This window comes from Streptomyces luomodiensis (genome assembly GCF_031679605.1).
GTDB classification, from domain to species: domain Bacteria; phylum Actinomycetota; class Actinomycetes; order Streptomycetales; family Streptomycetaceae; genus Streptomyces; species Streptomyces luomodiensis.
On the sequence record NZ_CP117522.1, the window covers coordinates 8537023 to 8552645 of the forward strand.

Annotated in this window: 12 protein-coding genes; 10 read left to right on the forward strand and 2 right to left on the reverse strand. The window is 67.0% G+C overall.

Going from position 1 to position 15623, the window contains the following annotated elements; translation table 11 throughout:
* Positions 1 to 89: 89 nt before the first annotated feature.
* Positions 90 to 1358, reverse strand: a complete 1269-nt coding sequence (locus PS467_RS35940) for an MFS transporter (protein WP_311038727.1) — start codon at positions 1356 to 1358, stop codon at positions 90 to 92.
* A 585-nt stretch (positions 1359 to 1943) separates the two neighbouring features.
* Here PS467_RS35940 and PS467_RS35945 point away from each other — a divergent pair.
* The 4 genes from PS467_RS35945 (at position 1944) to PS467_RS35960 (ending at position 7060) form a co-directional block, all read left to right on the forward strand.
* Positions 1944 to 2840, forward strand: coding sequence for an NAD(P)-dependent oxidoreductase (locus PS467_RS35945; RefSeq protein ID WP_311038728.1), 897 nt, complete (start codon positions 1944 to 1946; stop codon positions 2838 to 2840).
* 75 nt (positions 2841 to 2915) lie between these two features.
* Positions 2916 to 3743, forward strand: a complete 828-nt coding sequence (locus tag PS467_RS35950) for an electron transfer flavoprotein subunit beta/FixA family protein (RefSeq protein WP_311038729.1) — start codon at positions 2916 to 2918, stop codon at positions 3741 to 3743.
* A 20-nt stretch (positions 3744 to 3763) separates the two neighbouring features.
* Positions 3764 to 4726 (forward strand): electron transfer flavoprotein subunit alpha/FixB family protein, encoded by a 963-nt coding sequence (locus PS467_RS35955; RefSeq protein WP_311038730.1) that lies wholly within the window; start codon positions 3764 to 3766, stop codon positions 4724 to 4726.
* Positions 4727 to 4756: 30 nt separating this feature from the next.
* The gene (locus PS467_RS35960) at positions 4757 to 7060 is read left to right on the forward strand and encodes a (Fe-S)-binding protein (RefSeq protein ID WP_311038731.1); all 2304 of its coding nucleotides are present in this window, start codon (positions 4757 to 4759) and stop codon (positions 7058 to 7060) included.
* Between the two features lie 210 nt (positions 7061 to 7270).
* Here the strand turns inward: PS467_RS35960 and PS467_RS35965 are convergent, their stop codons facing one another.
* A complete protein-coding gene (locus PS467_RS35965) occupies positions 7271 to 8755 on the reverse strand; it encodes a 3-hydroxyacyl-CoA dehydrogenase (protein WP_311038732.1) in 1485 nt (494 codons plus the stop codon).
* 384 nt (positions 8756 to 9139) lie between these two features.
* Here PS467_RS35965 and PS467_RS35970 point away from each other — a divergent pair, with 384 nt between their 5' ends.
* From PS467_RS35970 to PS467_RS35995, 6 genes are all read left to right on the forward strand, one after another.
* On the forward strand, positions 9140 to 9916 hold the full coding sequence (locus tag PS467_RS35970; protein WP_311038733.1) for an enoyl-CoA hydratase-related protein: 777 nt from the start codon (positions 9140 to 9142) through the stop codon (positions 9914 to 9916).
* Positions 9913 to 10866: an acyl-CoA dehydrogenase family protein gene (locus PS467_RS35975; RefSeq protein ID WP_311038734.1), complete on the forward strand. Its 954-nt coding sequence runs from the start codon at positions 9913 to 9915 to the stop codon at positions 10864 to 10866. Before PS467_RS35970 ends, PS467_RS35975 begins: the two co-directional genes overlap by 4 nt.
* Positions 10867 to 10955: 89 nt before the next feature.
* Positions 10956 to 12158: a CaiB/BaiF CoA transferase family protein gene (locus PS467_RS35980; protein ID WP_311038735.1), complete on the forward strand. Its 1203-nt coding sequence runs from the start codon at positions 10956 to 10958 to the stop codon at positions 12156 to 12158.
* Entirely contained in the window at positions 12146 to 12919 is a 774-nt protein-coding gene (locus PS467_RS35985) for an enoyl-CoA hydratase/isomerase family protein (protein ID WP_311038736.1), read from the forward strand. Before PS467_RS35980 ends, PS467_RS35985 begins: the two co-directional genes overlap by 13 nt.
* A gap of 4 nt (positions 12920 to 12923) precedes the next feature.
* Entirely contained in the window at positions 12924 to 14090 is a 1167-nt protein-coding gene (locus tag PS467_RS35990; RefSeq protein WP_311038737.1) for an acyl-CoA dehydrogenase family protein, read from the forward strand.
* Between the two features lie 23 nt (positions 14091 to 14113).
* Complete coding sequence (locus PS467_RS35995) at positions 14114 to 15577, forward strand: aldehyde dehydrogenase (RefSeq protein WP_311038738.1); 1464 nt, start codon at positions 14114 to 14116, stop codon at positions 15575 to 15577.
* The last annotated feature ends 46 nt before the right edge of the window (positions 15578 to 15623 follow it).

Sequence of the window (15623 nt, forward strand, 5' to 3'; positions counted from 1 at the left end):
TTCCGGGCAACGCCTTGGCCACCCGTGGTGTGCGCCGCGGTGGTGCGGCTTCGAATCGCGGAGGAAGGCGAGCGACGTCGAGGGCGTCGTCAGTCGGACCCCACATCGCTGAGGTCGCGCCCCTTGGGCTCCTCGAGCCCAAGCACGCAGAGCAGGCTGATGACACTGAGGACGGAGACCAGAACTCCGTACATGCTCGCGCCGTACGACGCCGTGATCGACGCGGCGAACAGCGGTGGGACAGCGCCTCCGAGGATTCCGGCGAAGTTGTAGCAGAAGCCGGCCGCGCTGTAGCGGTAGCGGGTGAGGAACAGCTCCGAGAGAAACGCTCCCAGCGGTCCGGTCGCTGTCCCGGTGATGAACATCGTGCCGCACATTGCCACGACCAGGCCTGAAAGAGACCCGTTGCGCATGAACAGGAACAGGACCAGAGGAAACACCACCGCGGCGACTGCGGCAGTCAGCATGAGGCGCCGCCGCCCGAAGCGGTCCGCCAGAGCTCCGGTGAGGAAGATGCCAGCCGTGTAGAAGACGGTTGCGACCAGCGCGACCAGCAGAGCCGTGGACCGCGCGATGCCGAGATCCGACGTGGCGTAGTTCGTGAGGAAGGTGATGCCCAGGTAGTACGAGGCGTAGACCATGAGCATCATCCCGGATGCCAGAACGATCTGACGCGGCTGTGCCCGCACGGCGTCGAGGATGGGGACACGTGTGACGCCGTGCTTGGCGACCTCGGCTCTGAAAACCGGGGTCTCCTCGATCGTGAGCCGGGCCCACAACCCCACACCGACCAGGACGATGCTCGCCAGGAACGGCAAGCGCCATCCCCAACTCAGATAGCTCTCGTCGCTCATGCCCAGGCTCCCGCCCACGATCAGAGCGCTGCTGAGGACGGCGCCGAAGCCGCCTCCCAGAGAGGCGGACATAGCCCAGAATCCCCTTCGTTCGGTAGGCGCGTACTCGGCCGTGGTGAGGATCGCTCCGGCCCACTCGCCTCCCACGGCCAGGCCTTGGGCGAAGCGCAGGGCCACGAGGAGGATCGGGGCGGCGACACCGATCTGCGACGCGGGCGGGATGCATCCTACGAGCACCGTCGAGACGCCCATGATCACGAGCGTCGTGAGCAGGGTGCCCTTTCGTCCCAGACGATCACCGAAGTGTCCGAAGACGATGCTGCCGATCGGGCGGGCGACGAAGACAACACCAAAGGTGGCGAGGGAAGCGGTGAGTCCGGCAGCGCTCCCCAGGGCGGGGAAGAAGATCTCCGGAAAGACGAGGACCGAGGCGAAGGCGAACAGTCCGAAGTCGGCCAGTTCGATGGTGGTCCCCACGCAACTGGCGATCGCCAGCTTGCGCATGGAGACGTTCGACGTGGCGGGGGGAGGTGGCGCGGAGACGACTTGTGCCCTGCTCTCGGGCTGCGGTGCCCGGTTTGCGGTCATTTTTTGTGACTCCCGTCGAGGGTGGTCAGTCGCGGCGTCACGGTAGGCGGCCAGGTTTCATGAAGTCAATTGTCATGCAACAGCGGATCAAAAAAAGGTGCTATCGATAGGTAAACATCTGACAGATGCGAGTGAGGCCCTGCCGCTCGGGCTGTGGGGGTGGGCGGGGTGGCGAGCGGAAGTGGGGGAGTCGCGGCGATCGAGGTCCGAAGAGCGTGTGTGGGTCAGGGCCGTGTGCGAGGGTTACCGAACAAGAAGCTGTCAGACAATTGACTGCTTGCTGAGGCCGGGCTATGTTCGCTGTGGGGATGGCAGTTGCCGGGCGCCCCACTGGGGCGACCTCAATGCCGTGAACGAGTACACAAAGGTGAAGACTGCCTGGATCGAAACGGGCGCAACACCACGGAGATCCATCCTGCCCGGGGGCTGAGGGAAGCGGGAACCTCGCTGGAGTAAGCGGACCTCTTCCGGACGGACGAACGGACCCCGGTAGGTCATGACATGAACGAGGTGTTTCTGGTGGCAGGAAAAGTTGGATTCATCGGTGTCGGTGCCATGGGATCGGCCATCGCGTCCCGGCTCGTGAAGTCACAAGAGCTTTTGGTGAACGATCGCAGGGAAGAAGCAGCGGCAGAACTCGTCAGCCAGGGAGCGACTTTCGTCACGGCTGAAGAGATAGCTCGGCAGTGCAAGCGCGTCTTCATATCCCTGCCCGGCCCGGCGCAGGTGACCGAACTACTCCTCGGAACTGAGGGCATAGCCAAGCACTTCACGCCGGGCACCGTAGTGATCGACACGACCACGGGAACCCCGATGGCGGACAGCGGAATCGTCGACGCTTTGACCGAACGAGGGGTCGACTTCGTCGATGCCCCGATCGGTGGGGGCGTCCGGCGCGCCAGGGCCGGCACCGCCACGCTCATGGTCGGTGGCTCTGAGACAGCATTCGCCAAGGTCAGCGAACTACTGCTGCATGTCACCTCCGATGTCTATCACGTCGGTCCTGTCGGTACGGGGCACGCGATGAAGCTGGTGAACAACCTGATCAACAGCTGCAATCGGTTCGCGGCCCTCGAAGCGATCCGCCTGGGTGAAGCCTGCGGAATCGATCAGAACACGGTGGTCGACATTCTCAACAAGTCGACGGGCCGGAACTATGCGACCGAGTATACGTTTCCGCAGCTCCTCAGCGGCGATTCCTACAAACCACAGGGCTTCACCCTCGAGCTCATGCGTAAGGATATCCGCCTGGCCAATGAGCTGGCGGAGAGTCTGGAGCACAGCACCCCCATCGGTCACCTGGTGGAGAGGTTCACCGAGGAGGCGATCGAGCGCTTCGGCCGTGACGCGGATCAGAGCCAGCTCATGGCCGAGTGGTACCTGAACCGCTCTGAGTAGGTCAGCCACGCAACGACGAGACCGCAGCCCGGTGCGCCGACGCGTCGGCTGTGAGCACGAGAAAAGGGACGTCCAGTGAGCTTGAGGATCGTTGTCACCGTGAAGTACGTGCCGGATGCCACGGGCGACCGGCATTTCGCCGATGACCTGACGTTGGACCGCGACGATGTCGATGGTCTGCTGTCGGAGCTCGACGAGTACGCGGTGGAGCAGGCGCTGCAGATCTCGGAGAACTCCGACGACGACGTGGAGATCACCGTGTTGACGGTGGGTCCGGAGGACGCCAGGGACGCGTTGCGCAAGGCGCTGTCGATGGGTGCGGACAAGGCGATTCACGTCGAGGACGACGACCTGCACGGAACCGATGCGATCGGCACCTCGCTGGCGCTGGCGAAGGCGATCGAGAAGGCCGGCTACGACCTGGTGATCTCCGGCATGGCCTCCACCGACGGCGCGGCGGGGATTGTGCCCGCGCTGGTGGCCGAGCGGCTGGGCGTGCCGCAGGTGACGCTGCTGTCGGAGGTCGCGGTCGCCGACGGCAAGGTCACCGGCCGCCGTGACGGCGACACCGCCTCGGAGCAGCTCGAAGCGCAGCTTCCTGCGGTGGTGTCGGTGACGGACCAGTCCGGTGAGGCGCGCTACCCCTCCTTCAAGGGGATCATGGCGGCGAAGAAGAAGCCGGTGGAGTCTTGGGACCTGGACGACCTGGACATCGAGGCCGAGCAGGTGGGCCTGGCGGGGGCCTGGACGAAGGTCGCCTCGGCCGATGAGCGCCCGGCGCGGACGGCGGGCACGATCGTCAAGGACGAGGGCGAGGGCGCCAAGCAGCTCGCCGAGTTCCTCGCGGGACAGAAGTTCATCTGCACTTCCCACGTCCCGGTTCCCCGCCCGAATTCTCTGTGATTGCAGGAGATCGTAGTCCCATGGCTGAAGTCCTGATCTTTGTCGACCACGTGGACGGTGCTGTCCGCAAGCCCACCCTGGAGCTTTTGACGCTGGCCCGCCGCATCGGCGACCCAGTCGCCGTCGCGTTGGGCAACGGTGCCGCCGACACGCAGGCCGCCCTCGCCGAGCACGGCGCAGTCAAGGTCCTCACGCACGAGGCTGCCGAGTACGCCGACTACCTGGTCGTGCCGAAGGTGGACGCGCTGCAGGCCGCCTACGAGGCGGTCTCCCCGGCCGCCGTGCTGGTGCCGTCCTCGGCGGAGGGCAAGGAGATCGCGGCACGTCTGGCGCTGCGCATCAAGTCCGGTGTGATCACCGACGCCGTCGACTTGGAGGTCGCTGACGGCACTCTGGTGGCGACGCAGTCGGTGTTCGCCGCCTCGTACACCACCAAGTCCACGGTGATGACGGGCACGCCGGTCATCACCGTCAAGCCCAACTCGGCGGCCGTGGAGTCGGCCCCGGCCGCCGGCGCGGTCGAGGCCCTCACCGTCAGCTTCTCCGAGCAGGCGACGGGTACGAAGGTCACCTCGCGCACGCCGCGTGAGTCGACGGGCCGTCCGGACCTGACCGAGGCCGCGATCGTGGTCTCCGGCGGCCGCGGCGTCAACGGCGCCGACAACTTTGCGATCATCGAGGCCCTCGCCGACTCCCTCGGCGCGGCCGTCGGCGCCTCCCGCGCCGCCGTGGACGCCGGTTGGTACCCGCACTCCAACCAGGTCGGCCAGACCGGCAAGTCCGTGTCCCCGCAGCTGTACATCGCCTCCGGCATCTCCGGCGCGATCCAGCACCGCGCCGGTATGCAGACCTCGAAGACGATCGTCGCGATCAACAAGGACGCCGAAGCGCCCATCTTCGACCTGGTCGACTACGGGATCGTCGGCGACCTCTTCGACGTCGTCCCGGCGCTGACCGATGAGGTCAAGGCCCGCAAGGGCTGAATCGGCACAGGAGAGACGGAAGGCACAAGCATGCAACTCGCCGCGGTCATCGTGTCGCTGGCCCTGATCGTGGTCGGCGTCGCACTGTTCGGCCGCGCGATCGTGCAGATCGTCCGCTTCATGCGGCGCGGCCAGTCGGTACCCGCCGGTCTCCGGACCAACGACCCCGCGCAGCGCACCGTGACGGTGGTCAAGGAATTCCTCGGCCACACCCGCATGAACAAGTGGGGCATCGTCGGCGCGGCGCACTGGTTCGTCGCGATGGGCTTCTTCTCGCTGCTGCTGACGATCGTCAACGCCATCGGGCAGCTCTTCAAGGCCGACTGGCTGCTGCCGGTCATCGGCGAATGGGCGCCGTACAACATCTTCGTCGAGTTCATCGGCACCATGACGATCCTCGGCATCGTGACTCTGATCATCATCCGGCAGCTGAACCGGCCGGGCGGCGCGGGCCGCAAGTCCCGCTTCGCGGGCTCCAACTTCGGCCAGGCGTACTTCGTCGAGGCCGTCATCCTCATCGTCGGCGTCTGCATCTTCATGCTGCACGCGCTGGAGGGCGCCCAGCACCATGTGGCCGGATACGAGGCCTCGTTCTTCATCTCGTATCCGGTGATCTCGTGGCTGGAGGGGATGGACGTCTCGACGCTCCAGAACCTCACCTACTTCTTCGCAGGACTGAAGATCGCGACGTCCTTCATCTGGATGATCACGGTCAGCACCAACCTCGACATGAGCATCGCCTGGCACCGCTTCCTCGCCTTCCCCAACATCTGGTTCAAGCGCAACGCGGACGGCGAGGTCGCGCTCGGCGCCCTCCAGCCGATGGTGAGCGACGGCAAGCCGATCGACTTCGAGGACCCGGGCGAGGACGACCAGTTCGGCGTCTCGCAGATCGAGCACTTCTCCTGGAAGGGCATCCTCGACTTCTCCACCTGCACCGAATGCGGCCGCTGCCAGTCGCAGTGCCCCGCCTGGAACACCGGCAAGCCGCTCTCCCCCAAGCTGTTGATCATGGCGCTGCGCGACCACAGCCACGCCAAGGCCCCCTATCTGCTGGCCGGCGGCGGCAAGACGATGGAGGGCGAGGAGAAGGCGAGCGAGGAGCAGCTGGCCCAGGTGCCCGCGGCGGCGCTGGCCGAGGCCGAGCGGCCGCTGATCGGCACCCTCGAGGCCGCGTCCGACAGCGGCTTCGCCGCGGGCGGCGTCATCGACCCGGACGTGCTGTGGTCCTGCACCACCTGCGGCGCCTGCGTGGAGCAGTGCCCGGTGGACATCGAGCACGTCGACCACATCGTGGACATGCGCCGCTACCAGGTGATGATCGAGTCCAGCTTCCCCAGCGAGGCGGGCACGATGCTGAAGAACCTGGAGAAGAAGGGCAACCCCTGGGGCCTGGCCAAGAAGCAGCGGCTGGCGTGGACCAAGGAGCTTGCAGCGGACACAGGCTTCGAGGTGCCGGTCGTCGGCAAGGACATCGAGGACCTCACCGAGGTCGACTACCTGTACTGGGTCGGCTGCGCGGGCGCCCTGGAGGACCGGGCCAAGAAGACCACCAAGGCCTTCGCGGAGCTGCTGCACATCGCCGGCGTCAAGTTCGCGATCATGGGCGGCGACGAGAAGTGCACCGGTGACTCCCCTCGCCGCCTGGGCAACGAGTTCCTCTTCCAGCAGCTGGGCGCGGAGAACGTCGCGAGCCTGAACGCGGCCTTCGGGGAAGACGACGAGGACGAGGCGACCAAGAAGCCGAAGTCCAAGAAGAAGATCGTCGCGACCTGCCCGCACTGCTTCAACACGATCGCCAACGAGTACCCGCAGCTGGGCGGCGAGTACGAGGTCATCCACCACACCCAGCTGCTCCAGCACCTCATCGACGAGGGCAAGCTGATCCCGGTCACCCCGGTCGAGGGCCTGATCACCTACCACGACCCGTGCTACCTGGGCCGCCACAACAAGGTCTACACGCCGCCGCGCGAGATCATCGCCAAGGTGCCGGGACTGCGGAACGAGGAGATGCACCGCCACAAGGAGCGCGGCTTCTGCTGCGGCGCGGGCGGCGCCCGGATGTGGATGGAGGAGCGGATCGGCAAGCGCATCAACGACGAGCGCGTCGACGAGGCGCTGTCCCTCAACCCGGACATCGTCTCCACCGCCTGCCCGTTCTGCCTGGTCATGCTCACCGACTCGGTCAACGGCAAGAAGAACGACGGCAAGGTCAGCGAGAACGTCCAGGTCGTTGACGTGGCCCAGCTCCTTCTCGACTCCGTCAAGACGCCCGTCGACCCGGCGGACGAGGCGGAGAGCGAGGACGCGCCAGAGCCGGAGCCGGTGAACTAGCCCGGCCCCGACTTCTCTTGGGGGCCTGGTCGAGGACAACCAGATGCTCCGGTAGGAATCGGGCTATCGTTCCGCGACCATGACCTTGTAGTCGGCGATGGCCGTGCCGGAGACGTTCCGGCACGGCCATGCCGAGCAGAAGGGAGCCGACGTGAGAGACGTGCGATGAAAGACGTGCCCCTCTGCGTGGAGCGGTGCGTCGCACAGAGGTCAGTGAACGAGCGAGCTCCGTGCATGCGCCCGCAGCCGCTGACTCGCGCGGTAACGAGGGTCGTGATACTCCGCCCAGAGAGCGTCCAGGGTCTCCAGGAGGTTCGTCGCCCCCCACTGAGCGCACCACTGGAACGGACCCATGGGGTAGTTGGTTCCAAGGACCATGGCCTCGTCGATGTCATCGGGAGAGGCGACACCGCAGTGAGCTGTCTCCCATGCCTCGTTCGCGATCATCGAAAGAATCCTGGCGACGATGAGCCCGGGTGCGTCGGAAACCGGATAGGCCTGCACCCCGGCCTGGCCGAGCAGGGCGATCAACGAGTCCGCCAGAGATGTGTCAGTCGACGATATGGCCAGCGCCGAGACCTGCTCCGGATCGAGGCAGCGATCGATGACGGCCACCGGTCCGCCCTGGAGGAGGGACTCCTCCTGAGCCGTCTTTCCACGGGTGACCATGACTGTGCCTACGTTGGGAATTTCCAGATGTGGAATGCCATCGGACTCGTGACCGCTCCACGTGACACCTGACCGAGCCACAAGCCCCTCGAGTTGGGGGCTGGTGCCGAACAGCGAAACCGTGGCCGGCGGCTCGGAGCCGGGCTTGGCCGACTGAGCTGTCGTGCGTTGAGCACCCTCGCTGTACGGGTAGAAGCCTTGCCCGGACTTGCGCCCGAAGCGGCCGGCCGCAACCAGCTCTTGTTGCATCAGGGAAGGCGCGAACCGCGAGTCGTAGTTGTAGGCGCTCCATACTGTCCGCGTCACCGTCAAGTTGACGTCCACGCCGATGAGGTCCATCAATTCGAAGGGCCCCATGCGGAACTGCCCCGCAGTGCGCATCAGTGCGTCGATCGTCTCGGCAGAGGCCGCCCCCTCCTCCAGGAGTCTGAGTGCCTCGCCGTAGAACGACCTTGCCACGCGGTTGACGATGAATCCCGGCGCCGATCGCACTCGCGCGACGTGCTTGCCCCAGGCCGATGCCAGGTCCGAGATCGTCCTGACAGCCACAGGGTCGGACTGCAGGCCGTGGACGACCTCCACGAGCTTCATGACGGGTACCGGGTTGAAGAAGTGCATCCCGACGACGCGCGAAGGATCTGTGGTTCCGGCGGCGATCTCAGTGACGGACAGCGACGACGTATTGGTCGCGAGAACGCAACTGGCACCGAAGTGCCGCAGCGCGTCGTTGAAGACCCGCTGCTTGACTGCCAGGTCTTCGACGACGGCCTCGATGACGACGGTGGAGGCGTGTGGTGGAGTGTCGGTGATCGTCCTTGCGGTTTCGAGTCGCTCGGAGACGAGTCGCTCGGCTTCGGGATTCCTGCGGCTGAGCCGGGCGGTGATGTCCTGTGCCGCAGCGTCGAGTTGGTGCTGATTCGGATCGACCAGGCTGACGAGGTGCCCGGCGTTGATGGCTACCTGTGCGATGCCCCGACCCATCGTCCCGGCACCGACTACGCAGATGTGTGTGCCCTGCTCTGTCATCGTCTGGCCTCTCCTGTCTCCGTTCAGCCCGTGGACGAGCCAGAGGTACCAAGCTGTCCGGGCGAGAGTTGATATCTGTAAGACAACTTACACACTGGTTAAAGTCAAACCTAGGGCGCGGCATGGGTGAGTTGGCCCGTCGCCTCGCGACCTCGGTGCCGACGAGACCCTACGAAGATCCGCAAGATCCTTGACAAGGACCTTGTGCAGAGTATCGTAATGTCAAACATTTTCGCAGCCATGAGAAACAGGTCAGACTGTCGAGGCCTGGCGTCAAGCAACAAAGGCCGCTGGACCGGGAAGCGTGAAGCCGGTCGGACGCGGTCGCGGTATGCGTATGGAGGCCCCGTCGGGGCGATTTGTCGATTCAGGAGCGCTGATTCCATGACCTACCAAGACGTCACCGTGGCTGTCGAGGACGGCGTAGCGGTCATCACCATCAACAGGCCCGACCGCGGCAACAAGCTGAGGTTCGAAACGGCCCGCGAGCTGCTCGACGCGTTCCGGAATGTTCGGGAGGACCCGGAGATCGACGTCGTGGTCCTCACCGGCGCAGGTGAGAAGTTCTTCTGTATCGGGGGTGAGCACGAGGAGCTCAAGTCCCTCGACTACTCCAGCGTCATGCCCGTCATCGACCTCTACGAATTCATCGACGCGATGCCCAAGCCGGTGATCGCGGCGATCAACGGGTTCGCCGTCGGAGGCGGCAACGTGCTGCAGGTCGTCTGCGACCTGTCGATAGCCGCCGAACACGCAGTGTTCCGCCAGGTCGGTCCGCTCGTCGGCAGTTTCGACGCCGGCTTCGGCACCTGGTACCTGGAGGAGACCATCGGCCGCCGTCGGGCCAAGGAGATGTGGTACCTGAACCGCAAGTACACGGCTCAGGAGGCGCAGAACATGGGCCTGGTGAATGAGGTGGTCTCCGGCCGGCCCGTTGTCGACAGGGCCGTTGAGGTCGCCCAGGACCTGCGACGGCGTGGGCCGTTCGCACTGGCGGCTCTCAAGACAGCCTTCTCCAGCCGTCATACCGGAGTCGCAGGCCAGGCGCGCCTCGCCCACGACCTCCTGCTCACGGCCTACCGGAGCACGGAGGAGGCCGCGGAGATGTCGGAATCCTTCGAGGCCCGTCGTGCCCCCAGCCGTGAGAAGTTCAACCGATGACGGGCCGCAACGCCGAACTCGACACCTTCCTGCAGGTGCTCCAGAAGCGGTTCGCGGAAGCGGCGGGGTGTGCCCCGAAGGCACTTCGGGCCCTGCTGGCGGACGCGGACGTAAGGGATCTCGCCCGGGAAACGGCCGAGTTCGACGACGCGGGCGAGTGGCTGATCAGCACCGTGCGGATGACCGCCCGCCACTCGCCTTCAGCCGCATTCACCCTCGCCGTCCGCTTCGCCGCGCAACGATGCCTCGCACTCAGCGGCCCCGACACGGAGGACGTGACCTCCGGCGTCGTCCATCCCACGGCCGCATCTCCGTGGACGGCCACCGTGCCGACGCTCCTTGACGCTCGTGCCGTGCTACTGCTCGACCGTTCCACGGGCGAGGCCGCGCTCGCGGACTGGGACTCGCTTCTGGTGGAGGACACCGAGGGAACGCGTCGCAGCGGACTGCGGGAAGCCGGCCTGCGGACGGTCACATCCGTCGAGGGGAGGCAGCCCCTCGACGCGGCGGCGGCCGCACGCGCCATGCGGGAGTGGGACCTGTTCACGGCCGCGGCCGCTCTCGGACTCGCCGAGCAGGCGCTGGCCACAGCCGAGACCTACGCCGGCGAGCGACGCCAATTCGGAACGCCGATCGGCACGTTCGCCGGGCTCCGCGCGCTTCTTGCAGAGATGCGGCTGCGCGTGTCCACGGTGGGCGGACTGCTCGCCGGTGCCACCGCCGGTGACACCGACACGGCCGAGGCGCTCGCCGTCGCGGGCAGGGTCGCGGTCGATGTCTGCCTGGACGCGATCCAGGTACACGGCGGCTACGGATACATCGATGAGTACCCGCTGGCTGGGTTGTTGCGCGACGCGCTGAGCATCAGGGCACGCGGGGGCGGACGCCGTGCCCTCCTCGCGCAGGTCGCGAACCGGCAGCTGGGCGTTGCCGGGGATGGTGTGCGATGACCATCGGTCATGACCCCGCGGCTGACTCCCCGGCATTGCCCCCGGCACGGCACCGCACCACTCGACGCAGGCACGAGGACGGAGCCCTCATGACTGAAACACCTGCCCCGCTGCATGGTGTCACCGTGGTCGACATCTCGTCGTCGTACGCGGCGCCGACCGCCTCCATGTACCTCGGTGACATGGGGGCCGATGTCATCAAGATCGAACCCCTGCGGGGCGATGACGCCCGCGGGTGGGGGCCGCCCTTCCTCAACGGCGAAGCGGCCTGGTTCCTGTCGGTCAACCGCAACAAGAAGAGCCTGTGCCTGGACATCCGCACCGATGACGGTCGGGATGTTCTCTTCCGGATGCTCGAGACGGCGGACGTGTTCATCGAGAACCTGAACCCGGCCAAGCTGGAACGCCACGGGCTGGGCCTGGACACCTTGCGGAAGACCTTCCCTCGTCTCGTGATATGTGCTCTCTCCGGATTCGGGCTCGACGGCCCCGATGCCCACCTGCCGGGTTACGACCTGATCGCCCAGGCCAGGTCCGGGATGATGAGTGTGACCGGCGACGCCGGGGTCCCGCAGCGCGTCAGCACAGCGCTGTCCGACATCGCGGCGGGGACCGTCGCGGCGTACGCGATAGCCGCGGCACTGGTCCGGCAACAGAAGCACGGCGTCGGCGAGGTCGTCGATGTGTCTCTGCTCGACGCCGACCTGGCCTTCATGGCGCCCCGTATCGCCAGCTATCTGGCGGGCGACCCCGAGCCGCGCCCCTGTGGAGGCACCGACTCCGTGGTCTCGATCTATCAGCCGTTCGGTACCAGCGACCGACCCGTTGTGGTCGCTGTAGGGAACGACCGTATCTGGCAGCGCGCCTGTGCCGCGCTGGGCCTCGAGGAACTGGCCGCCGATCCCGAACTCGCCAGCAACGCCGGTCGCCGGTCTCGTCGAGCGGAGGTGGTCGCCGCTTTCGAAGCCGTCCTGTCCACGATGACCTGCGCCGACGCGCTCAAGGCGCTTCAGGACGTAGGGGTGCCGTGTGCGCCGATCAGCTCGCTTTCCGAGGTTGTCGACGACCCCCAGGTACAGGCGCGCGAGGCCATCGTGACCCAGCCGCACCCGCGGGCCGGGGACTTCCGCGGGGTCGGAAGTCCGTGGCGGCTCGGCACTCAGACCGACCGCACGCCCCGCCTGTCGGCCCCGCTACAGGGCGAGCACGGCAGGGAGATTCTGACCGGCGTCGGCTTCGAGGCTCAGGCGATCGACGAACTCGTGGAAGCAGGTGTCGTATGGCTTCCCTGATCGAGGTGGAGGACGCCGACCGGGTGCGGACCATCACGCTGAACCGTCCCGAGCGGCTCAACGCGCTCAACAGTTCCGTACTGGCTGCCCTGTCCGTCGAGATCCGCTCGGGCGCCGAGGACCCCAGGGTGCGGTGTTTCGTCATTCGCGGCGCCGGCGAGCGGGCCTTCAGCGCCGGCGCCGACCTGGAGGAGATCCGGGGCATCGACGTCGGCCAGGCCCACGCCTTCATTCGCCGTGGCCACGACACGATCAACGCGATCGAGCGCTCACCCGTTCCGGTGCTGGCCGAGGTGGATGGCTTCGCACTGGGCGGAGGACTCGAGCTGATGCTGGCGTGTCACGTGATCATCGCTTCCGACCGCAGCCAGTTCGGCCTCCCGGAGGCGCGCATCGGCTGTATCCCCGGCTTTGGTGGAACCCAGCGCCTGCCCAGGACCCTGGGGAAGGCGGCGGCCTTCCACCTGATGCTGACCGGGGAGCGTATAGATGCGGCTCGAGCCTGGGCGACCGGGCTGCTTTCCGTCCCGCCCGTCGCAGCGGCCGAGCTGCGCTCCGAGACGGAGCGGACGGCACGGCTGATCGCCTCCGGGAGCCGTACGGGCCTGGCCAACCTGCTGGAAGCCGGGCGGCAGGCGACGGCAGGGCCGGCACTCGAGCACGAGGCCGCCCTGGCCGCCCTGTCGATCGCCTCCGCCGACGGCCAGGAGGGCATCACCTCCTTCGCCGAGCGGCGCGAACCTTCCTTCACCGAGGAGTGATGAAGTGACCCCCGCCACCGACCTGCCGCTTCCGGCAGACGAGGCCACCGTGATCAGCGCTCTCGAGACCGTGATCGCCGAGACCGTGGCCCCGGCGGCCGAGGCCGTGGACCGAGAGGGAACCTTCCCCGCGCCCTCCCTCCAGGTTCTCGCCCAGGCGGGCCTCGGAGGGCTCCTGATGCCTGCGACTCTCGGCGGGCGCGGCACCTCCACGGCAACGTACGCCGAGGCACTCGCCCGGGTCGCGGCCGCTTGTGGCTCGACCTCGACCGTCTACATGACGCAGATGCACTGCGCCCATCCTCTTCATCTCCTGGGCCGCGCAGACCAGCATGAGACCTGGATACCCGCGCTCTGCTCGGGAGCTGCCGTCGGCGCGATCGCCCTGACGGAGCCCGAAGCCGGGTCGGACGTCGCCTCGATGCGTACCACCGCACGCCGCGACGGCGACTCGTACGTGATCAATGGAGAGAAGACGTTCATTTCCAACGGCGATGTCGCCGACATCATCGTGCTCTTTGCGACGGTCGACCCTGGCCTCGGCAAGGACGGCATCACCGCCTTCCTCATCGACACGGCCGAGACCGACGGCCTGGAGGCCGGCAAACCGATGAAGAAGCTGGGGCAGAAGGGCGCGTCCACGGTCACTCTCAGCTTCGTGGACTGCCGTGTTCCGGTGGGCGCCCGGCTCGGAGCCGAAGGCGAGGGCTACCCCTTGCTGCTGCGGTCCGTGACGAAGTCGCGGATCAGCGCGGCGGCCCAAGGCGTTGGCTTCGCCCAAGGAGCGTTCGACGCGGTCGTGGGCCACTGCGCGGAGCGCGGTCTGCTCTCGTCCCGGAACCGGAGCGCCCAGGACCTGCAGTTCGAACTCGCCCGGCTCCGTGCCGAGATCGCTGCGGGGCGGTCGATGCTGCGTGAGGTCTGTGAGTTGGTCGACGCCAGCGACGAGGACCCGACGGCCGAGGTCTCGATGGTCAAGCTGCATTGCACGGCCCTGGGCGTCCGTACCGCTTCGGCCTGCGTCGAGCTGCTTGGCGACGACGGTGACCGCGACGACATCGGTGCTGAGCGGCGACTGCGCGACGCGAAGATCACAGAGATCTATGACGGCACCAACCAGGTCCAGAGCATGCTCGTCGCCCGGGACATCCGTCTCTCGGCCCAGGCGTGACAGCCGATTCAGGAGGAGGGCTCATGGCCGGGGAAGGCCGCTACGACCGCCTGTTCGTCGGAGGGCAGTGGGTCCCGGCTCACGGCGAGCGTCTGGAGATCGTGTCGCCGTACACGGAGCAGGTCATTGCCGACGTTCCGTCCGCGTCACTCACCGACAACGACCGGGCCGTCGCAGCGGCGCGGGAAGCGTTCGACAACGGCCCCTGGCCGCGGATGCCGCTGGAGGAACGGATCGCGGCGCTGCGGGAGCTGCGGCGGCTGCTGGCCGACCATCAGGAGCCGCTGGCTCGCCTGATCACCGAGGAGATGGGTTGTCCCATCGCCCAGTCCCGCACGATCCAGGCCGTCAACCCGGTGCGGGTCATCGACGCCTGTCTCGACCTCGCGCCGGAGTTCCCGTTTCGCTCGGTCCGGCGGGCCGACACGGGCAGCGCCCTCGTCACTCGCGAGCCCGTCGGGGTCGTGGCCGCAGTCGTCCCTTGGAACATGCCCGTGGGGATCAGCGTGCAGAAGATCGTCCCGGCGGTGCTGGCCGGGTGCACTGTCGTGCTGAAACCCGCGCCGCAGACGCCGCTGGACGCCTACCTGCTCGGTGAACTGGTCGATAGGGCCGGATTCCCGGACGGTGTCGTCAATGTCGTCCCGGCGGAACGTGAAGCCGGCGAACATCTCGTCACACACCCTGGCATCGACGAGGTGACATTCACCGGCTCGAGCGCCGCCGGCCGTCGGATCGCGTCCCTGTGCGGGAACGATCTGCGACGCGTGACCCTTGAACTGGGCGGTAAGTCGGCTGCCGTCGTCCTTGACGACGCAGACCTCGGCCAGACGGCGGAAGCCATGCGCCTCGGAGCCTTCCGTAACAACGGCCAGATCTGCACCCTGAAGACCCGGGTGCTGGTCTCCCAGACGCGCGAGAAGGAGCTCGTCGAGCGACTTGCCGCCATGATCGACACGATGCCCGTCGGCGACCCATACCTGGAGAACACCCAGATCGGGCCCCTCGTCACCTCCCGGCAGCGGCAAGTGGTGGAGCGGTACATCACCAGTGGTCGCGAGGAAGGAGCCACCGTCGTCACGGGCCGCGGACGGCCCGCGGGACAGGACCGGGGCTGGTTCGTCGAGCCGACCCTCTTCACCGGAGTGAGGCCGGACATGAAGATTGCCCAAGAGGAGATCTTCGGCCCGGTTCTCTCCGTGATGACCTATCGCGACGAGGCGGAGGCGATCGAGATCGCCAACGACTCCGTGTACGGACTGCATGGCGCGGTCTTCACCACGGATCTCGACCACGGGGTGGAGCTGGCGAGCCGGATCCGCACCGGGGTCGTGGAGTTGAACGGGAGCCCGGCCGGTCTGAAGGCGCCGTTCGGCGGCTTCAAGACCAGCGGCATCGGCCGCGAGCACGGGCCGGAGGGACTCGCCTCCTACACCGAGCTGCGGTCCATCGGGCTTCCCCCCGAGTACGCCGCGTCGCTTGCCTGAACTCCCCTGTCGCCCCGGCCGGTGCGCCGGCCGGGGCGAAGGCATG